Genomic DNA, 20,173 nt, shown 5'->3' on the forward strand with positions numbered 1-20,173 from the left:
TAATACTAATAGCTCGAGGACTTATCCAAAAAAGAAACGAGTCAATATTGACAGCGCGTAGGTTTCTTGTTAGAATATATAGGTATTCAATTTTGATTGGATAATCAATCATAGTTAAGTGACGATAGCCTAGGAGATACACCTGTTCCCATGCCGAACACAGAAGTTAAGCCCTAGCACGCCTGATGTAGTTGGGGGTTGCCCCCTGTTAGATATGGTAGTCGCTTAGCATTTATCCGCCATAGCTCAGTTGGTAGTAGCGCATGACTGTTAATCATGATGTCGTAGGTTCGAGTCCTACTGGCGGAGTTTAAAAGCGGTAGACGGAGAGCAACTCATTGAGTTGCTTTTTTTCTGCATTCATTTGTAGAAATAGTATTTTAAAAATTATTTTCCTGAAAATATGATGTTTTTCATAGAAGGAGACTATTATGGTGTGTTCTTTTCAGAATATTTGTTATAATAGATGTAATATTTTAAAAGGAATGTTTAATGGTTATTATTGAAAAGGCACCTGCTAAGATTAATTTAGGCTTGGATATTGTTGGGAAAAGGCCTGATGGTTATCATGATTTATCAATGGTTATGGTTAGTGTTGATTTGAATGACTATATCACGGTATCTGAGATTTCTTGCTCAGATATTATTGTTGAGTCTAATAATCACAAGATGCCTTTAAATGCTAAAAATGATGTTTTTAAGGCAGCTCAGCTCATTAAGGATAGATATGGCATCAACTCTGGTGTTAAGATTGAACTGGAGAAAACAATCCCTATCTGTGCTGGTTTGGGTGGCGGGTCAACTGATGCTGCTGCCACTATCAGGGCTTTAAATAAGTTATGGCAACTTGAATTATCTAAAGAAGAAATGATTGAGATTGGCTTTCAAGTGGGGAGTGATGTGCCATATTGTTTGGGAGCTGGTTGTGCCTGCATTTCTGGTAAGGGTGAGATTGTGGAGTGTTTAAATACTTCTTTATCTGCTTGGGTTGTTTTGGTTAAACCTGATTTTGGGGTTTCAACGCGCACGGTTTTTCCTGAGATTGATTGTGAGACGATTTCTCGTGTTGATATTGATTCTTTAAAGGAAGCTGTTTTAGCTAATGATTACGAACAGATTATTGCTCATATGGGAAATTCTTTAGAGGATATTACCATTAAGCGCAAGCCATTTATCCAAAAGATCAAGGATCGGATGATGAAGTGTGGGGCTGATGCTGCTTTGATGACAGGAAGTGGTCCAACGGTTTTTGGTTTGTGTCGTTCAGAGAAAAAGGCAGACCGTTTGGTTAATAGTATGCGAGGCTTCTGTAAGGAAGTTTACAAAGTTCGAATATTGTGATGAAAGGGAATCAGGTAATTGATTCTTCTTTTTCTTTTTGATATAATTAACTGGTTAATGAAGTGAGAGGAGTGTTGATAATGCAGCTAGAAAAACAAATTGACTGTCTAGTAAATGAAATTTTATTAAAAGCCGAAAATCAGCACGAGTTATTATTTGGTGCTTGTCAAAGCGGTGTTGAATTAACTAATACGCAAGAGCATATTTTGATGCTCTTATCGCAAGAGCGATTGACTAATTCAGCCTTGGCAAAACGTTTGAATATTAGCCAAGCAGCGGTTACTAAGGCTATCAAGTGTTTGGTCAAAGAGGGAATGCTTGCGCCTGTGAAAAATAAAGATGACGCTCGTGTAACTTATTTTGAGTTGACTGAGCTTGCTAAACCTGTCGCTGATGAGCACACTCATCACCATCATGCGACATTGTCAGTTTATAAAAAATTGATTGATGATTTTTCAGATGAAGAACAGTCTATCATCTCAAGGTTCTTGACTGCTTTTTCAGATGAGCTAGAAGGGTGTAAATGAGATATATTACAGTAGAAGATTTATCTTTCCAATATGACAGTGAACCTGTCTTGGAAGGGATTAATTACCATTTAGATAGTGGTGAGTTTGTTACTTTAACTGGTGAAAATGGTGCAGCAAAATCAACTTTGGTTAAGGCGACGCTTGGTATTTTGACACCAAAGAGTGGTCAAGTGACAATCTCTAAAACAAATAAAGATGGCAAGAAACTTCGTATTGCCTATTTGCCACAGCAGATTGCTAGTTTTAATGCTGGTTTTCCATCAACGGTTCATGAATTCGTCCGTTCTGGTCGATATCCTCGAAATGGTTGGTTTCGCCGTTTGACTAAGCATGACGAAGAACACGTTAAGGTTAGTCTAGAATCAGTTGGTATGTGGGAAAATCGTAATAAGCGCATTGGGAGCTTATCTGGAGGTCAAAAACAACGTATTGTGATTGCGCGTATTTTTGCTTCAGATCCTGATATTTTTATTTTAGATGAACCAACAACTGGTATGGATGCTGGAACAACTGAAAAATTTTACGAATTGATGCACCACAGTGCACATACACACGGAAAATCTGTTTTGATGATTACGCATGATCCAGATGAGGTGAAACGTTATGCTGACCGTAATATTCACCTGGTTCGTAGTCAAAAGACACCTTGGCATTGCTTCGATCTTCATGCTTTAACAAAGAAAGGAGCTAAGGATGCTGACTGAGATTTTTTCATATGATTTTATGCAACGCGCTATTATGGCGGTAGTTGCGATTAGTATTTTCGCTCCGATTTTGGGGATTTTCCTAATCCTACGTCATCAAAGTTTGATGAGTGATACACTTAGCCACGTTTCTTTGGCTGGTGTTGCTCTTGGTATTTTACTTGGAAAATCAACAACTTGGTCAACGGTCATTGTGGTGACGATTGCAGCTGTTGTTTTAGAATATTTGCAGACGGTTTATAAGCACTATATTGAAATTTCTACGGCGATTCTGATGTCGCTTGGTTTAGCGGTTGCCTTGATTGTAACAAGTAAGTCAGAGAATGCTGGTAGTGTGAATTTGGAACAGTATTTATTCGGTTCGATTGTGACGATTAATATGGGTCAAGTCATTGCTTTGTTTGTGATTGCAGTTATTGTTTTGATTTTGACTCTGTTGTTCATCAGACCGATGTATGTTCTGACATTTGACGAGGAGACAGCTTTTGTTGATGGCTTGCCAGTTCGTTTGATGTCATTGTTGTTCAATATTGTGACTGGGATTGCGATTGCTTTGACGATTCCTGCAGCAGGAGCTCTGCTGGTGTCAACGATTATGGTTTTACCAGCAAGTATTGCCATGAGACTTGGGAAAAACTTTAGATCAGTGATTTTTATTGGTGTTTTAGTTGGTTTTATTGGTATGGTGACTGGTATTATCACCTCATATTACTGGGAAACACCAGCAAGTGCGACGATTACAATTATTTTTGTAGCCATTTTCCTTTTGGTAAATTTATTTAATGTGGTAAGTCGTCGTAATAGTTAAAAAAGAGAGGAAGTTCCTCTCTTTTTTGATGGCATAAAAAAACAGATGCTTAGAGCATCTGTTAATGATTTTAAATTAGTAAGTCAATACGAAGTATTTTTTCTTACCGCGGCGGATAACAGTAAGTTCGTTATCGATTTTATCGTCGTCAGAAAGTGTGTAATCTAGGTCTTGGATACGTTCACCGTTGATGTAAATAGCACCGTTTTGAACGTCTTCACGTGCTTGACGTTTTGATGGTGAGATTTTAGCTGCAACAAGCATTTCAACGATATTGCGGTTATCATCTTCTTGAACAGCATAGTTAGGAACGTTGTTTAGACCTTGTTTTAATTCTTTTGCTGAAAGGCTCTTGATGTTTCCAGCGAAAAGTTGTTCAGTGATTTTAAGAGCTTCTTTGTAAGCTTCTTCACCGTGAACAAGTGTAACAACTTCACGAGCCAAGATTTTTTGTGCTAGACGTTCGTGACGAGCAGCGTTAAATTCTTTTTCGATTTCAGCGATTTCGTCAAGTGAAAGGAATGTGAAAATCTTCAAGAAGCGAACAGCATCGTCGTCCATAACGTTGAGCCAGAATTGGTACATTTCGTATGGAGATGTTTTGTCAGCGTCAAGCCATACGGCATTTCCTTCAGATTTACCGAATTTTTTACCTGTAGCGTCAGTGATAAGTGGCACTGTCATAACGTGACCAGTTTTATCAGCTTTACGACGAAGAAGTTCTGTACCAGCAGTCATATTACCCCATTGGTCAGAACCACCAATTTGCAAAGTAACGTTGTATTTGTCGTTTAATTCGTAGAAGTCGTAACCTTGCATGATTTGGTAGGCAAACTCAGTGTATGAGATACCTGTTTCAATACGTTTTTTAACTGATTCTTTACTCATCATTGCATTGACAGTAAAGTATTTACCGACATCACGTAGGAAGTCGATGAAGCTAATGTTACCAAACCAGTCATAGTTGTTAACCATAACGGCTTTGTTGTCGCCATTTTCGAAATCAAGGAAACGTGACAATTGATTTTGAATTTTAACAACCCATCCATCAACAGTTTCTTTTGTTTGAAGACTGCGTTCAGCATCTTTAAATGATGGGTCACCGATAAGTCCTGTAGCTCCCCCAACAAGAGCGTATGGTTTATGTCCTGCCATTTGAAGGCGACGTGATGTTAGAATGGCAACCAAGTGACCAAGGTGAAGACTATCAGCTGTAGGATCATAACCAGTATAATAGGATACTTGCCCTTCTGTTAATGCTTTGACAAGGGCTTCTTCATCAGTTGTTTGAAAAACTAAGCCACGTTCTTTGAGTTCTTCGAATATGTTCACGAGCTTTCTCCTTACTTAAAATTTTGAGGGTAATATTTGTGTCTTCTAGCTAGGCTAGATTTTCCCTCAATGATATTGTAGTTTACAGGCTATTATATCAAAAAGCGGTGCCTCTATGCAAGCTTTATCAAAGTTTGGTATAATATTATCGAGGTATTAGAATGAGTAAGAGAAATAAAAATAAGAAAAAAGCAGATCATCAGAAGCTTGGCTTACTTGATTTTGGATCAGTCTTTTTGAGGACAGTTAAGTTGTTAACCGACTTTTTTTATATCATTGTCATCTTATTTGGCATGTTGGGAGTCGGTTTAGCTTTTGGTTATCTTGCTAGTCAGATAGATGCGGTTAAAATTCCTGATAAGGAGAGCTTGGTCAGTCAGGTGACTTCCTTGACGCGCGTGTCACAGATGTCTTATTCTGATGGCAGTTCGATTGCTGCCATTGATACGGACTTGCTACGTACACCAGTTGCTAGCGAAGCTATTTCAGAAAATATGAAACATGCCATTGTAGCAACTGAGGATGAAAATTTTGAGGGGCACGATGGTGTGGTTCCTAAGGCGGTTTTCCGTGCGACTTTAGGTTCTGTTCTTGGTTTAGGCGAAACTAGTGGTGGGTCAACGTTGACGCAACAATTAATCAAGCAACAGGTCTTAGGTGACGATCCAACATTTAAACGTAAATCACGTGAGATTATTTACGCATTGGCTTTGGAACGTTATTTGAATAAAGATGAGATTTTGACCGATTACTTGAATGTGTCACCTTTTGGACGTAACAATAAGGGTGAAAATATTGCTGGGATTGAAGAGGCGGCTCAGGGTATTTTTGGGGTGTCTGCAAGTGATTTGACGATTCCACAGGCTGCATTTTTGGCTGGTTTACCACAAAGTCCAATTGTTTATTCGCCTTACACAGCTGCTGGTCAGCTAAAAGATGCGGAAAATATGGCTTATGGTCTTTCTCGTCAACAAGATGTTCTTTACAACATGTACCGCGCAGGCTATTTGACAAAAGATGAGTACAATGAGTATAAGTCATACGATGTTAGTCAAGACTTTATTCAACCAGCATCTGCAACGACAAGTTCTCACGATTTCCTTTACTATTCTGTCCTAGAAGAAGCACAAGATATCATGTATGATTACTTGATTGAGAAAAATGGTGTTTCTGAACAAGAATTGAAAAACGATACGACGAAAGAATCTTACCGTAAATTAGCTTCTGAAACTTTGCAACAAGGTGGCTACACGGTTAAGACAACAATTGATAAGAATGTCTACAATGCTATGCAAAACGCAGTAGCACAGTATGGTAGCACACTGGATCAAGGAAGTTCTCAACAAGTTGATGTCGGGAATGTCTTGATGGATAATTCTACTGGTGCGATTTTAGGATTTATTGGTGGCAGGGATTATTCAACCAACCAAAATAACCACGCTTTTGATACCGCACGTTCACCTGGTTCAAGTATCAAACCGATTATCGCTTACGGTATTGCCATTGATCAGGGGCTTCTTGGTAGCGCAAGTATTCTTTCTAATTACCCAACGAATTTCTCAAGTGGTCAACCAATCATGCACGGTAACGACGTCGGAACTGGCATGATTAACCTTCAAGAAGCACTTAATACATCATGGAATATTCCAGCTTATTGGACTTATCAAATGTTGCTCAATCATAATGTTGATATTGAGTCTTACATGAAGAAAATGAATTATAGCGTTGACAACTACGCGATTGAAAGTCTGCCTTTAGGTGGTGGTATTGAAACAACTGTTCTTCAACAAGTAAATGCTTATCAAATGATTTCAAACGGTGGTGTTTACATGAAAGGCTACTTGGTTGATAGCATCACTGATAATAAAGGTAATGTTATTTACCAACACAAAGCAAATCCAGTTCGTGTCTTCTCAGAAGCAACGGCTAGCATTTTGAATCAGTTGTTGAAAGATGTTGTTAAAGGTGGCGCAACTACTGAGTTCTACAAAGATTTACAAGCTTTGAACGGCCAAGTAGCGCAAGCAGATTGGTCAGGGAAAACAGGTACAACCGATAATTATACGGATGTTTGGTTGATGCTTTCAACACCAAAAGTAACTTTAGGTGGTTGGGCAGGTAACGATGATAATACTTCTCTAGACTCAATGGCTGGTTACAAATACAACGCACAGTATATGGCTGATTTGGTTAATAGCATTTATAATGCTAATGCGAATGCATTTGGAACAGACAAATACAATTTGTCTTCAAGTGTGATTAAGTCAACGGTTCTAAAAGCAACTGGTTTACAGCCTGGTACTGTAACGGTAAATGGTCGCTCGCTTAATGTTAGCGGTGAGACAACAACAAGTTATTGGGCTAAGACTGGCGCTGGTAATATGACCTATAAATTTGCTATCGGTGGAACAGATAGCGACTACACGAAAGCATGGGATGCATTGCTTCATAATTCGGCGATTAAAACCAACAGCAGTAACTAAAAATACTTGCAAAAATTGAAAAAATAAGGTATAATATTAACAACTATTTGTCGTCTGCTTTAGTTGAAATATTGTCCAACTAAGGTTTGCAGCAGTTAAATCACACTTTTTATGGTCAGATTTAGCTGCTCTTTTTGTGCCTAATTTTAGAAAAAATGCGGTTTGTAACCTATATTTAAAGTTTCTAAAAATTCACATCAACGACACACTTGGCGGGGTGTTTTAAGCATCCTAACTATAAAGGTCAAAATGAAAAAGTAATGATTGTTCTCGTCGTATGAAGAGAATTGTGGTTATGATGGAGTTTATAGACCTCTGTATTTTAATGAAGGAGTAAAAAACTTGGCAGGACATGAAGTTCAGTACGGGAAACACCGTACACGTCGTAGCTTTTCAAGAATCAAGGAAGTTCTTGATTTACCTAACTTGATTGAAATTCAAACGGATTCTTTTAAAGACTTCTTGGATAACGGATTAAGAGAAGTTTTTGAAGATGTACTTCCAATTACAAACTTTACGGATACTATGGAACTTGAATTTGTTGGTTACGAATTGAAAGAGCCTAAGTATACGCTTGAAGAAGCTCGTATCCACGATGCATCTTACTCAGCACCTATTTTTGTAACCTTCCGTTTGATTAACAAAGAAACAGGAGAAATCAAAACTCAAGAAGTTTTCTTCGGTGATTTCCCAATTATGACTGAAATGGGTACATTCATCATCAATGGTGGTGAACGTATTATCGTTTCTCAGTTGGTTCGTTCTCCTGGTGTTTATTTCAACGATAAAGTTGATAAAAACGGTAAAGTTGGTTACGGTTCAACTGTAATCCCTAACCGTGGAGCATGGCTTGAATTAGAAACAGATTCAAAAGACATTGCTTACACACGTATCGACCGTACACGTAAAATTCCATTTACAACACTTGTACGTGCTCTTGGTTTCTCAGGTGATGATGAAATCATGGATATCTTTGGTGACAGCGAACTTGTTCGTAACACTATCGAAAAAGATATTCACAAAAACCCAGCAGATTCACGTACTGACGAAGCACTTAAAGAAATTTACGAACGTCTTCGTCCAGGTGAACCAAAAACAGCTGATAGCTCACGTAGCTTGCTTGTAGCTCGTTTCTTTGACCCACGTCGTTATGACTTGGCAGCTGTTGGTCGTTACAAAATCAACAAAAAACTTAACATCAAGACTCGTCTCTTGAACCAAACAATTGCTGAAAACTTGGTTGATGCTGAAACAGGTGAAATCCTTGTTGAAGCTGGTACAGTAATGACACGTGACGTTATCGATTCAATTGCTGATCAATTGGATGGTGATCTTAACAAATTTGTTTACACACCAAACGATTACGCTGTTGTCACTGAACCTGTTGTTCTTCAAAAATTCAAAGTTGTATCACCGGTTGATCCAGACCGCGTTGTTACAATCGTTGGTAATGCAAATCCTGATGACAAAGCACGTGCGCTTACACCAGCTGATATCTTGGCTGAAATGTCATACTTCCTTAACCTTGCTGAAGGTCTAGGTAAAGTTGATGATATCGACCACCTTGGTAATCGTCGTATCCGTGCCGTTGGTGAATTGCTTGCTAACCAATTCCGTATTGGTCTTGCTCGTATGGAACGTAACGTTCGCGAACGTATGTCAGTACAAGATAACGAAGTGTTGACACCACAACAAATCATCAACATCCGTCCTGTAACTGCAGCCGTTAAAGAATTCTTCGGTTCTTCTCAATTGTCACAGTTCATGGACCAACACAACCCACTTTCTGAGTTGTCTCACAAACGTCGTTTGTCAGCCTTAGGACCTGGTGGTTTGACTCGTGACCGTGCTGGTTATGAAGTTCGTGACGTGCACTACACTCACTATGGTCGTATGTGTCCGATTGAAACTCCTGAAGGACCTAACATCGGTTTGATCAATAACTTGTCTACATACGGACACCTTAACAAATATGGTTTCATCCAAACACCATATCGTAAAGTTGACCGTGCTACAGGTGTGGTTACAAACGAAATCGTTTGGTTGACTGCCGATGAAGAAGATGAATACACAGTAGCACAGGCTAACTCAAAACTTAACGAAGACGGAACATTTGCTGAAGACATCGTTATGGGTCGTCACCAAGGTAATAACCAAGAGTTCCCATCAAACATCGTTGACTTCGTTGACGTTTCACCTAAACAAGTAGTTGCCGTTGCGACAGCATGTATTCCTTTCCTTGAAAACGATGACTCTAACCGTGCCCTCATGGGTGCCAACATGCAACGTCAAGCGGTGCCATTGATCGATCCACACGCACCATATGTTGGTACTGGTATGGAATATCAAGCAGCCCACGATTCAGGTGCTGCCGTCATCGCTAAACACGATGGACGAGTTGTCTTCTCTGACGCTGAAAAAGTTGAAGTTCGTCGTGAAGATGGTTCACTTGATGTTTACCACATCACTAAATTCCGTCGTTCTAACTCAGGTACAGCTTATAACCAACACACACTTGTTAAAGTTGGCGATATCGTTGAAAAAGGTGACTTCATCGCTGATGGTCCTTCAATGGAAAAAGGTGAAATGGCTCTTGGTCAAAACCCAATCGTCGCTTACATGACTTGGGATGGTTATAACTATGAAGATGCCATCATCTTGAGTGAACGTCTTGTTAAAGAAGATGTTTACACATCAGTTCACTTGGAAGAATTTGAATCAGAAACACGCGATACTAAGTTAGGCCCTGAAGAAATCACTCGCGAAATTCCAAACGTTGGTGAAGAAGCTCTTAAAGACCTTGACGAAATGGGTATCATCCGTATTGGTGCTGAAGTTAAAGAAGGTGACATCCTTGTAGGTAAAGTAACACCTAAAGGTGAAAAAGACCTTTCTGCTGAAGAACGTCTTCTTCACGCAATCTTCGGTGATAAATCTCGTGAAGTTCGTGATACATCACTTCGTGTACCACACGGTGGAGATGGTGTCGTTCGTGACGTTAAAATCTTTACACGTGCTAACGGTGATGAATTGCAATCAGGTGTTAATATGCTCGTTCGTGTTTACATCGCACAAAAACGTAAAATCAAAGTCGGAGATAAAATGGCCGGTCGTCACGGTAACAAAGGGGTTGTTTCTCGTGTTGTTCCAGTTGAAGACATGCCTTACCTTCCAGACGGAACTCCAGTCGATATCATGTTGAACCCACTTGGGGTGCCATCTCGTATGAACATCGGACAAGTTATGGAACTTCACCTTGGTATGGCTGCTCGTAACCTTGGTATCCACATTGCAACACCGGTCTTCGACGGGGCAACTTCAGAAGATCTTTGGGATACTGTTAACGAAGCTGGTATGGCTAGCGACGCTAAGACAGTTCTTTACGATGGACGTACTGGTGAACCATTTGATAACCGTGTGTCAGTTGGTGTCATGTACATGATCAAACTTCACCACATGGTTGATGATAAACTTCACGCACGTTCAGTTGGTCCTTACTCACTCGTTACACAACAACCTCTTGGTGGTAAAGCACAATTTGGTGGACAACGTTTCGGTGAAATGGAAGTTTGGGCTTTGGAAGCTTACGGTGCATCAAACGTCCTTCAAGAAATCTTGACTTACAAGTCAGATGATGTGACTGGTCGTCTTAAAGCTTATGAAGCCATCACTAAAGGTAAACCAATTCCAAAACCAGGTGTGCCAGAATCATTCCGAGTACTTGTTAAAGAATTGCAATCACTTGGTCTTGACATGCGCGTGCTTGACGAAGATGACAACGAAGTTGAACTTCGTGACCTTGATGAAGGTGAAGATGACGACGTAATGCACGTTGATGATCTTGAAAAAGCTCGTCAAAAACAAGAAACAGAAGAAGCTGAAAAAGCTGAAGTTTCTGCAGAAGAAAAATAATAATAGGAAAGAACAATTTGGGCATAAGAGTTGCAAGTAAATTTTGCTTCTCTTAGTCGGATTGTTTGGATAAGTCCTATAACGATAAATGATGTCTTACAGTCAATGATTTGTAAGTCATGACAGTTAGAAAGTAGCTCAGCTATTTTCAAAAGTACAATAAAGAAAGGTAAAACTAGTGGTTGACGTAAATCGTTTTAAAAGTATGCAAATCACATTAGCCTCACCAAGTAAGGTCCGTTCATGGTCTTATGGTGAAGTTAAAAAACCTGAAACAATCAACTATCGTACGCTCAAACCAGAACGTGAAGGTCTTTTTGATGAAGTTATCTTCGGACCTACAAAAGACTGGGAATGTGCTTGTGGTAAATATAAACGTATTCGTTATAAAGGAATTGTTTGTGACCGCTGTGGTGTTGAAGTAACACGTGCTAAAGTTCGTCGTGAACGTATGGGTCACATCGAATTGAAAGCTCCAGTATCACACATTTGGTACTTCAAAGGTATTCCATCACGTATGGGACTTACTTTGGACATGAGCCCACGTGCACTTGAAGAAGTTATCTACTTCGCTGCTTACGTGGTTATCGATCCAAAAGATACTCCGCTTGAACCAAAATCACTTTTGACAGAACGCGAATACCGTGAAAAAATCCAAGAATATGGACAAGGTTCATTCGTAGCTAAAATGGGTGCGGAAGCTATCCAAGATCTTCTTAAACGCGTTGATTTGAAATCTGAAATCGCTGAACTTAAAGAAGAATTGAAAACAGCAACTGGTCAAAAACGTATCAAAGCTGTTCGTCGTTTGGATGTTCTTGATGCCTTCTACAAATCTGGTAACAAACCAGAATGGATGGTACTTAACATCTTGCCAGTTATTCCACCAGATCTTCGTCCAATGGTTCAATTGGATGGTGGACGTTTCGCTGCATCTGACTTGAACGACCTTTACCGTCGTGTTATCAACCGTAACAACCGTTTGGCTCGTTTGCTTGAATTGAATGCCCCTGGTATCATCGTGCAAAACGAAAAACGTATGTTGCAAGAAGCTGTCGATGCTCTTATCGATAACGGTCGTCGTGGTCGTCCAATCACAGGTCCTGGTAGTCGTCCTCTTAAATCTTTGAGTCACATGCTTAAAGGTAAACAAGGTCGTTTCCGTCAAAACTTGCTTGGTAAACGTGTTGACTTCTCTGGACGTTCAGTTATCGCCGTTGGTCCAACACTTAAAATGTATCAATGTGGTGTGCCACGTGAAATGGCTATCGAATTGTTCAAACCATTCGTAATGCGTGAAATCGTTGCTCGTGATTACGCTGGTAACGTTAAAGCTGCTAAACGTATGGTTGAACGTGGAGATGAACGTATTTGGGATATTCTTGAAGAAGTTATCAAAGAACACCCAGTACTTCTTAACCGCGCACCGACTCTTCACCGTTTGGGTATCCAAGCCTTTGAACCAGTCCTTATCGATGGTAAAGCACTTCGTCTTCACCCACTTGTTTGTGAAGCCTACAATGCCGACTTCGATGGTGACCAAATGGCCATCCACGTACCACTTTCTGAAGAAGCTCAAGCAGAAGCACGTCTTCTTATGCTTGCCGCAGAACACATCCTTAACCCTAAAGATGGTAAACCAGTCGTAACACCATCTCAAGATATGGTTCTTGGTAACTACTACCTAACTATGGAAGAACCAGGTCGTGAAGGTGAAGGAATGATCTTCAAAGACCGTGATGAAGCAGTTATGGCATACCGTAACGGTTATGTTCACTTGCACACACGTGTTGGTATCACAGTTGATAGCATGCCAAACAAACCATGGACTGATGAACAAAAACACAAAATCATGGTTACAACTGTTGGTAAGATCCTCTTTAACGACATCATGCCTGATGATCTACCTTACCTTCAAGAACCAAACAATGCTAACTTGACTGAAAAAACTCCAGATAAATACTTCTTGGCACCTGGTCAAGATATCCACACTGTTATTGACAGCTTGGACATCAACGTTCCATTCAAGAAGAAAAATCTTGGTAACATTATCGCGGAAATCTTTAAACGTTTCCGTACAACAGAAACATCAGCCTTCCTTGACCGCTTGAAAGACCTTGGTTACTACCATTCAACTCTTGCTGGTTTGACAGTGGGTATCGCCGATATCCCAGTTATCGATAACAAACAAGAAATTATCGATGCAGCCCACACGAAAGTTGAACAAATTAACAAAGCCTTCCGTCGTGGTTTGATGACTGATGATGACCGTTATGTTGCTGTTACAACAACATGGCGTGAAGCTAAAGAAGAACTTGAACAACGTCTGATTGAAACACAAGATCCTAAGAACCCTATCGTTATGATGATGGACTCAGGAGCTCGTGGTAACATCTCTAACTTCTCACAACTTGCCGGTATGCGTGGTTTGATGGCTGCTCCGAACGGACGTATCATGGAATTGCCTATCTTGTCTAACTTCCGTGAAGGTTTGTCTGTCTTGGAAATGTTCTTCTCAACTCACGGTGCTCGTAAAGGTATGACCGATACAGCCCTTAAGACTGCCGACTCTGGTTACCTTACTCGTCGTTTGGTTGACGTTGCCCAAGATGTTATCATTCGTGAAGACGATTGTGGAACTGACCGTGGTCTTGTCATCCGTGCTATCACTGATGGTAAAGAAGTTACAGAAACTCTTGAAGAACGTCTTGTTGGTCGTTACACTAAGAAATCTGTTAAACACCCTGAAACTGGCGAAGTTATCGTTGGTCCAGACGTATTGATTACTGAAGATATGGCAGCTGAAATTGTTAAAGCTGGTGTTGAAGAAGTAACAATCCGTTCAGTATTTACATGTAACACTCGTCATGGTGTATGTCGTCACTGTTATGGTGTCAACCTTGCTACAGGTGATGCGGTTGAAGTTGGTGAAGCAGTTGGTACAATTGCCGCTCAATCTATCGGTGAACCTGGTACACAGCTTACAATGCGTACCTTCCACACGGGTGGTGTTGCGTCAAATACCGATATCACACAAGGTCTTCCTCGTATCCAAGAAATCTTTGAAGCTCGTAACCCTAAAGGGGAAGCAGTTATCACTGAAGTTAAAGGTACTGTTGTTGACATCGAAGAAGATGCTTCTACACGTACTAAGAAAGTTTACGTTCAAGGTAAGACTGGTATGGGTGAATACGTGGTACCATTCACAGCTCGTATGAAAGTAGCTGTTGGTGACGAAGTTCACCGTGGTGCTCCACTTACTGAAGGTTCTATCCAACCTAAACGTCTCCTTGAAGTTCGTGATACATTATCAGTTGAAACTTACCTTCTTGCCGAAGTACAAAAAGTATACCGTAGCCAAGGGGTAGAAATCGGTGATAAACACGTCGAAGTAATGGTTCGTCAAATGCTTCGTAAAGTTCGTATCATGGATCCTGGTGATACAGATCTTCTTCCAGGTACACTTATGGATATCGCAGACTTCACAGATGCTAACAAAGATGTTGTTATCTCTGGTGGTATTCCTGCAACTGCACGTCCAGTACTTATGGGTATTACTAAAGCTTCGCTTGAAACTAACTCATTCTTGTCAGCTGCATCATTCCAAGAAACAACTCGTGTTCTTACAGATGCTGCTATCCGTGGTAAAAAAGATCACCTTCTTGGTCTTAAAGAAAATGTTATCATCGGTAAAATCATTCCAGCTGGTACAGGTATGGCACGTTACCGTAACCTTGAACCACAAGCTGTTAATGAACTTGAAACAAGTGAAGAAGCAGAAGTTGAAGCAACTGCAACAACAGACGCTGAATAATCTGATTTCACATTTGAGTTTAATAAATGAAAAGGCCTGAGTTTATCTCAGGCCTTTTTGTTGAGCTGTTTTAGATGATAATGGTTATAAATAAGCAAATATATTTTAAAATAGCTTTAATTCTTATATAATAAAGACCATAAGGAAGTGAAAAAATGTATCAAGTAATCAAAATGTTTGGGGACTGGGAACCCTGGTGGTTTTTGGATGATTGGCAGGATGATATCATCGAAGAACAAACTTTTGAATACTTTGAAGAAGCTGTGTCATTTTACAAATCAGAATGGCAATCGTTAAGAATGAACCTGCCGAGTTGTAAGTGCCATGATAATTTTCAAGCTGCTTTCTGGGATCAAACCGAAAAACGCTGGTGTGAAAATTGTGGTGATTATTTGCAGCAATATCATTCTCTTTTAATCTTAAAGGATGGGCAAGAATTGACTAAAGAGCATTTTGCTTATCATTTTAATGTTCGAAATGACGAACCAAGCCCCAGACCTCAAAGTTGTAAATTTAAACCTTAATCATGGAAGTTTTCCATGGTTTTTTTCTTTTTTTGAGATTTTTTTACGAATATAAAAGTGAGGAGGTCAACATGATTCAGGAAAAAGCAAAGCAGCTGATTAAGGATGCTGTTGAAAAGAATGCGCAAGATATTTACATTGTTCCTAAGAAGGAGCGCTATGAAATTTATCAACGTGTTGGTGATGAACGTCAGTTTATCCAAGAGCTTGCTAGTGATGAGATGACAAGCGTGATTAGTCACTTTAAATTTGTGGCTGGGATGAATGTTGGTGAGAAGCGTCGTAGTCAGCTAGGCTCTTGTGATTATGAATTTGCTGAGGGTGAAGAGATTTCGCTGCGTTTATCCACTGTTGGAGATTATCGCGGGCGTGAGAGCCTGGTCATTAGACTTCTTTATTCAGGACGTCATGATTTGCAATATTGGTTCGATGGGATGAAAAATATTCTAGAAGCGATTGATAGTCGAGGTCTTTATCTTTTTTCCGGGCCGGTAGGGAGTGGAAAGACCACTCTCATGTATCAATTGGTTCGTGAAAAGTTCCCCGATAAGCAAGTTATTACGATAGAAGACCCTGTTGAGATTAAGCAAGACAATATGTTGCAGCTGCAGCTTAATGATGAGATTGGTATGACTTATGATAATCTCATTAAATTATCGCTTCGCCATAGACCTGATATTTTAATTATTGGAGAGATCCGTGATAGTGAGACAGCGCGTGCGGTTATTAGAGCTAGTCTAACGGGTGTACTCGTCTTTTCAACCATTCATGCGAAAAGTATTCCAGGTGTTTATGCTAGGTTACTGGAGCTGGGGGTTAGTAGACAAGAACTTGAAAATAGTTTACGAGCTATCATTTATCAACGATTAATTGGCGGTGGAGGTGTTGTGGATTTTGCCAAAGGAGATTTTGAACAGTATCCCCCAACAAGGTGGAATGAGCAAATTGAAAGCCTTGCTAGGGACGGACATATTAGCTTTGAGGAAGCAAAAATCGAAAAAATTGCCCTTTAAAAAACAGCAGAAGGTGATTCAGTTATTTAACAATCTCTTTAACAGCGGCTTTAATTTGACAGAAATTGTTTCTTTTTTGAGGCGCAGTCAATTGCTGGCAGAAGTTTATGTGGACAGTATGCAAGAATCTTTGCTAAGCGGGGCAAGTTTGGCAGATATGATGGCTAGACTGGGCTTTTCAGATACAATTGTCACTCAGATTGCTCTTGCGGATGTTCATGGGAATTGTCAGCAGAGTTTGTTAAAAATTGATGGCTACTTGGCTAGTATGTCAGTTGTTCGAAAGAAATTGATTGAAGTGGCGACTTATCCTTTGATTTTACTTAGCTTTTTAATTCTGATTATGTTGGGCTTGAAAAATTATTTGCTGCCGCAGTTGGAAAATCAAAATTTTGCGACTCAGATTATCAGCCATTTTCCTATGATTTTTTTAGGTGGCTTTGCTCTTTTAGGGTTAGGCATCCTGCTTGGGGTTCTATATGCTAAGCACTTATCGCCGATTTATCTGTATAGTCAGCTGAGTCGTCTGCCAATTTTTGGTCGATACGTGCGCCTTTACTTGACTGCCTATTATGCGCGTGAGTGGGGAAATCTTATCGGGCAAGGTATTGAGCTTATGGAGATTGTAGAGCTCATGCAGCGGCAAAAATCGCGCCTCTTTCAGGAAATTGGAAAAGACATGCAAAAAGCTTTGTTGTCTGGTCAGTCTTTTCATCAGAAAGTGCTGGATTACCCTTTCTTTTTGCGTGAACTTAGTTTAATGATTGAATACGGCGAGGTCAAGTCAAAATTAGATCGTGAGTTAGATATTTATGCCGAAGAGACTTGGCAGAATTTCTTTAGTCAATTGACGCAGGCAACGCAGCTGATTCAGCCTTTGGTCTTTGTCTTTGTTGCTTTAATCATCGTTTTAATTTATGTGGCAATGCTTTTGCCAATGTATCAAAATATGGGAGGAAATTTTTAATGAAAAAAATCTGGAAAAAACTACGTAAAAAGTCTGTGGAAGCTTTCACACTTGTGGAGATGCTGATTGTTTTGCTAATCATTGGTGTCTTGATGCTATTATTTGTGCCAAATTTGAGTAAGCAAAAGGATGTTGTGCATGAAAAAGGAGATGCTGCCGTTGTCAAAGTTGTCGAAAGTCAGATGGACCTTTATGAGGTGAAGACAGGCGATAAGGCAAGTGTTGATGATTTAGTAGACATTGGCTACATTACAAAAGAGCAAGCCAAAACCTATAATGAAGCTAAAAAATAAAACTCTTCGCGCCTTTACCCTCATCGAAAGTTTGTTGACCTTAGCAATTTCTTGTTTCATGGTCATCATGCTATCAGGTTCGGTCAATCATATTTTTCAATCAGTCGATGAAACTCTGTTCTTTCTTTCCTTTGAAAATCTTTATCGTGACACACAAAAATTGGCTAGTGTTAAGCAGGAAAGTCAAACTTTGCAGATATCGCAAGATGCTATCTCAAATGGGGTCACTAGTGTTAAGATTCCCGAAACTGTATCGGTTGCTCAAAACTATCAACTTGTTTTTGATAAAGCAGGGGGCAATTCGTCTCTTACAAAGATACAGTTTCATACAGAAACCCAGGCAATCGATTATCAATTGTACATAGGAAGTGGTAACTATAAAAAAACAGAAACTAAAAGCTTATATACTCCTTGAGGGCTTAGTAGCTCTTGCTTTATTAGCAACGATTACCAGTCTGGTCTTAGGAGAAATGGACCGTAGTCGCACTCAAATGCAAGAGAGTTTGCATCAGCAAGAAGTACTTAATGTAGCGACCATGGCCGTTCAAACAGGACAAAATCATTTGGCCATTAATGGGGTTGAGGTGCGTATGGTTAAGCATGATAATGAGATTTCCATTTATGATGGGCAAAATGAGGTGCTGCATGTCACGAAAAATTAGGTTAAGAGCTTTTACCCTTTTAGAGAGCTTAGTGGCTTTGCTGGTTATCTCAGGTTCCATATTGGTTTATCAAGGATTGACTCAAAGTATTTCAAGTAATATCCATTATTTATCGGTTAATCAAGAAGAAAAATGGTTGCTCTTTTCTCAGCAGCTGCGTTCTGAACTTGCGGGTTGTCAGTTGGATAAAGTTGCTGACAACAAACTCTATGTTAGTAAAGGTAATCAGCAATTGGCTTATGGCTTGTCTAAGGCTGATGATTTTCGAAAAACAAATGCCTCAGGTCAGGGTTATCAACCCATGCTCTTTGGGGTGACGTCATCTAGCATCAGTCAGGATGGCAATAAGGTGATAATTAAACTGCAATTAGGCAGTGATATGGAGAGATGTTTTGTTTACACTTTTGAGACGACAAGTTAAAGCAGGAATTTTATTATATGCCTTGCTGATGGCAGCTATCTTTGCCCTGCTTTTGCAATTTTATTTGGGGCGCGTGGTTGCAAGTGAACGTCAGCATCAGGCACAATTAAAATCGGCTCAAGCTTACCTGATGGCAGAAATGAGTAAGAACTTGGCTGATGAAGAATCAGGACAATGCCAATTTGATAAAGGGACAGTGAGTTATCACTACGACGATAAAATCTTAGTTGAAACCGTTACGTTAGATAGCAAAGAGGAGTTTCAATACACGTTTTACCTTCCTAAGAAAGAAAAACAAGCACTTGAAAAAGAAAGTCACTAGTGCTTTCTTTTCATTTTCAAGGTTTTTTGATATGATTAGTCTTGGAGGGGAAAATGAATTTTGAAAAAATCGAAACAGCTTATGGGCTGATTCTAGAAAATATACAGTTAATCGAAAATGAGTTGAAAACACACATTTACGATGCTCTTATTGAACAAAACTCTTTTTATCTTGGTGCTGAAGGTGCCAATGAGACAGTAGCTGCTAATAATGAAAAACTACGCCAACTTGATTTAACTAAAGAAGAATGGCGTCGTGCTTTTCAGTTTATCTTTATTAAAGCTGCTCAAACAGAAGCACTTCAGGCAAACCACCAATTTACACCTGATGCTATTGGCTTTATCTTAATGTTCCTTATTGAGAATTTGACAGCCTCAAAAGAACTTGATGTTTTAGAAATTGGTAGCGGAACAGGTAACCTTGCACAAACCTTGCTTAATAATTCATCTAAAGACTTGAATTACCTTGGAATTGAAGTTGATGATTTGTTGATTGATTTGTCAGCAAGTATTGCCGAAGTGATGGATTCTAAAGCTCAGTTCATTCAAGAAGATGCTGTGCGCCCACAGATTCTTAAGGAAAGTGACGTCATCATCAGTGACCTTCCAGTCGGCTTCTATCCAAATGATGAGATTGCAAAACGCTACAAAGTAGCAAGTAGTGAAGAACACACTTATGCGCATCATTTGTTGATGGAACAATCTCTCAAATATCTCAAAAAAGATGGTATTGCTGTCTTTTTAGCACCGGTTAGTCTTTTGACAAGTAAACAAAGTGATTTGTTAAAGGCATGGTTGAAGGATTACGCTGATGTTATTGCGGTGATTACTTTACCAGAATCTATTTTCGGCAATGCGGCCAATGCTAAGTCAATTTTTGTCTTGAAGAAACAGGCTGAACATACTCCAGAAACATTTGTTTACCCGCTTGCTGACTTGCAAAGTCGCGAAGCTTTAACAGATTTTATTGAGAAATTTAAAAAATGGAATGTTGAAAATATGATTTTTTAAAATAGTTGTGCTAAAATAGAGATATATTATGAAAGCG

Annotated in this window: 17 protein-coding genes, 1 tRNA gene and 1 rRNA gene; 18 read left to right on the forward strand and 1 reads right to left on the reverse strand. The window is 39.6% G+C overall.

The window, feature by feature from the left end; translation table 11 throughout:
* Positions 1-114: 114 nt before the first annotated feature.
* From rrf to BLR83_RS07625, 6 genes are all read left to right on the forward strand, one after another.
* A 5S ribosomal RNA gene (rrf, locus tag BLR83_RS07600) occupies positions 115-230 on the forward strand.
* Positions 231-235: 5 nt separating this feature from the next.
* Positions 236-309: transfer RNA gene (locus BLR83_RS07605), tRNA-Asn, on the forward strand.
* Between the two features lie 183 nt (positions 310-492).
* Positions 493-1,341, forward strand: coding sequence for a 4-(cytidine 5'-diphospho)-2-C-methyl-D-erythritol kinase (ispE, locus tag BLR83_RS07610; RefSeq protein ID WP_074561123.1), 849 nt, complete (start codon positions 493-495; stop codon positions 1,339-1,341).
* An 80-nt stretch (positions 1,342-1,421) separates the two neighbouring features.
* Positions 1,422-1,868 carry a zinc-dependent MarR family transcriptional regulator gene (locus tag BLR83_RS07615; RefSeq protein ID WP_074561124.1) on the forward strand — a complete coding sequence of 149 codons (447 nt, stop codon included), beginning with the start codon at positions 1,422-1,424 and terminating at the stop codon, positions 1,866-1,868.
* Complete coding sequence (locus BLR83_RS07620; RefSeq protein WP_074561125.1) at positions 1,865-2,575, forward strand: metal ABC transporter ATP-binding protein; 711 nt, start codon at positions 1,865-1,867, stop codon at positions 2,573-2,575. The genes BLR83_RS07615 and BLR83_RS07620 overlap by 4 nt, the downstream gene beginning before the upstream one ends.
* Complete coding sequence (locus BLR83_RS07625) at positions 2,565-3,383, forward strand: metal ABC transporter permease (protein ID WP_020915966.1); 819 nt, start codon at positions 2,565-2,567, stop codon at positions 3,381-3,383. The genes BLR83_RS07620 and BLR83_RS07625 overlap by 11 nt, the downstream gene beginning before the upstream one ends.
* A gap of 75 nt (positions 3,384-3,458) precedes the next feature.
* Here the strand turns inward: BLR83_RS07625 and tyrS are convergent, their stop codons facing one another.
* Positions 3,459-4,715, reverse strand: a complete 1,257-nt coding sequence (tyrS, locus tag BLR83_RS07630) for a tyrosine--tRNA ligase (protein ID WP_074561126.1) — start codon at positions 4,713-4,715, stop codon at positions 3,459-3,461.
* A gap of 161 nt (positions 4,716-4,876) precedes the next feature.
* Between tyrS and pbp1b the strand changes: the two genes are divergently transcribed.
* From pbp1b to BLR83_RS07690, 12 genes are all read left to right on the forward strand, one after another.
* Complete coding sequence (gene pbp1b / locus BLR83_RS07635; protein ID WP_074561127.1) at positions 4,877-7,198, forward strand: penicillin-binding protein PBP1B; 2,322 nt, start codon at positions 4,877-4,879, stop codon at positions 7,196-7,198.
* A gap of 342 nt (positions 7,199-7,540) precedes the next feature.
* Positions 7,541-11,110 carry a DNA-directed RNA polymerase subunit beta gene (rpoB, locus tag BLR83_RS07640; protein ID WP_039697354.1) on the forward strand — a complete coding sequence of 1,190 codons (3,570 nt, stop codon included), beginning with the start codon at positions 7,541-7,543 and terminating at the stop codon, positions 11,108-11,110.
* A 178-nt stretch (positions 11,111-11,288) separates the two neighbouring features.
* Positions 11,289-14,924: a DNA-directed RNA polymerase subunit beta' gene (gene rpoC, locus BLR83_RS07645; RefSeq protein WP_074561128.1), complete on the forward strand. Its 3,636-nt coding sequence runs from the start codon at positions 11,289-11,291 to the stop codon at positions 14,922-14,924.
* 155 nt (positions 14,925-15,079) lie between these two features.
* Positions 15,080-15,448 carry a DUF1033 family protein gene (locus BLR83_RS07650; protein WP_074561129.1) on the forward strand — a complete coding sequence of 123 codons (369 nt, stop codon included), beginning with the start codon at positions 15,080-15,082 and terminating at the stop codon, positions 15,446-15,448.
* Positions 15,449-15,519: 71 nt separating this feature from the next.
* Positions 15,520-16,461 (forward strand): competence type IV pilus ATPase ComGA, encoded by a 942-nt coding sequence (comGA, locus tag BLR83_RS07655; protein WP_074561130.1) that lies wholly within the window; start codon positions 15,520-15,522, stop codon positions 16,459-16,461.
* Positions 16,385-17,428 carry a competence type IV pilus assembly protein ComGB gene (gene comGB, locus BLR83_RS07660; protein ID WP_200796323.1) on the forward strand — a complete coding sequence of 348 codons (1,044 nt, stop codon included), beginning with the start codon at positions 16,385-16,387 and terminating at the stop codon, positions 17,426-17,428. The genes comGA and comGB overlap by 77 nt, the downstream gene beginning before the upstream one ends.
* Positions 17,428-17,721: a competence type IV pilus major pilin ComGC gene (gene comGC / locus BLR83_RS07665; protein WP_074561132.1), complete on the forward strand. Its 294-nt coding sequence runs from the start codon at positions 17,428-17,430 to the stop codon at positions 17,719-17,721. The genes comGB and comGC overlap by 1 nt, the downstream gene beginning before the upstream one ends.
* Positions 17,705-18,136: a competence type IV pilus minor pilin ComGD gene (gene comGD / locus BLR83_RS07670; protein WP_074561133.1), complete on the forward strand. Its 432-nt coding sequence runs from the start codon at positions 17,705-17,707 to the stop codon at positions 18,134-18,136. The genes comGC and comGD overlap by 17 nt, the downstream gene beginning before the upstream one ends.
* A complete protein-coding gene (comGE, locus tag BLR83_RS07675) occupies positions 18,090-18,383 on the forward strand; it encodes a competence type IV pilus minor pilin ComGE (RefSeq protein ID WP_074561134.1) in 294 nt (97 codons plus the stop codon). Before comGD ends, comGE begins: the two co-directional genes overlap by 47 nt.
* The gene (gene comGF, locus BLR83_RS07680) at positions 18,367-18,804 is read left to right on the forward strand and encodes a competence type IV pilus minor pilin ComGF (RefSeq protein WP_039697416.1); all 438 of its coding nucleotides are present in this window, start codon (positions 18,367-18,369) and stop codon (positions 18,802-18,804) included. The genes comGE and comGF overlap by 17 nt, the downstream gene beginning before the upstream one ends.
* Positions 18,776-19,126, forward strand: coding sequence for a competence type IV pilus minor pilin ComGG (gene comGG / locus BLR83_RS07685; protein WP_074561135.1), 351 nt, complete (start codon positions 18,776-18,778; stop codon positions 19,124-19,126). Before comGF ends, comGG begins: the two co-directional genes overlap by 29 nt.
* Before the next feature lie 53 nt (positions 19,127-19,179).
* A complete protein-coding gene (locus BLR83_RS07690; protein WP_074561136.1) occupies positions 19,180-20,136 on the forward strand; it encodes a class I SAM-dependent methyltransferase in 957 nt (318 codons plus the stop codon).
* Positions 20,137-20,173 lie beyond the last annotated feature (37 nt).

Origin of the sequence: Streptococcus equinus, from assembly GCF_900101445.1 — a bacterium.
GTDB lineage: Bacteria > Bacillota > Bacilli > Lactobacillales > Streptococcaceae > Streptococcus > Streptococcus equinus_B.

What these genes read in the sequence shown, in the direction of transcription:
- BLR83_RS07690 (WP_074561136.1), top strand. Translation starts at nt 19,180, where the DNA reads ATGAATTTTGAAAAAATCGAAACAGCTTATGGGCTGATTCTAGAAAAT.
- comGD (WP_074561133.1), top strand. Translation starts at nt 17,705, where the DNA reads ATGAAGCTAAAAAATAAAACTCTTCGCGCCTTTACCCTCATCGAAAGT.
- pbp1b (WP_074561127.1), top strand. Translation starts at nt 4,877, where the DNA reads ATGAGTAAGAGAAATAAAAATAAGAAAAAAGCAGATCATCAGAAGCTT.
- BLR83_RS07615 (WP_074561124.1), top strand. Translation starts at nt 1,422, where the DNA reads ATGCAGCTAGAAAAACAAATTGACTGTCTAGTAAATGAAATTTTATTA.
- BLR83_RS07650 (WP_074561129.1), top strand. Translation starts at nt 15,080, where the DNA reads ATGTATCAAGTAATCAAAATGTTTGGGGACTGGGAACCCTGGTGGTTT.
- comGF (WP_039697416.1), top strand. Translation starts at nt 18,367, where the DNA reads ATGTCACGAAAAATTAGGTTAAGAGCTTTTACCCTTTTAGAGAGCTTA.
- BLR83_RS07620 (WP_074561125.1), top strand. Translation starts at nt 1,865, where the DNA reads ATGAGATATATTACAGTAGAAGATTTATCTTTCCAATATGACAGTGAA.
- comGB (WP_200796323.1), top strand. Translation starts at nt 16,385, where the DNA reads ATGAGCAAATTGAAAGCCTTGCTAGGGACGGACATATTAGCTTTGAGG.
- comGA (WP_074561130.1), top strand. Translation starts at nt 15,520, where the DNA reads ATGATTCAGGAAAAAGCAAAGCAGCTGATTAAGGATGCTGTTGAAAAG.
- ispE (WP_074561123.1), top strand. Translation starts at nt 493, where the DNA reads ATGGTTATTATTGAAAAGGCACCTGCTAAGATTAATTTAGGCTTGGAT.
- comGC (WP_074561132.1), top strand. Translation starts at nt 17,428, where the DNA reads ATGAAAAAAATCTGGAAAAAACTACGTAAAAAGTCTGTGGAAGCTTTC.
- BLR83_RS07625 (WP_020915966.1), top strand. Translation starts at nt 2,565, where the DNA reads ATGCTGACTGAGATTTTTTCATATGATTTTATGCAACGCGCTATTATG.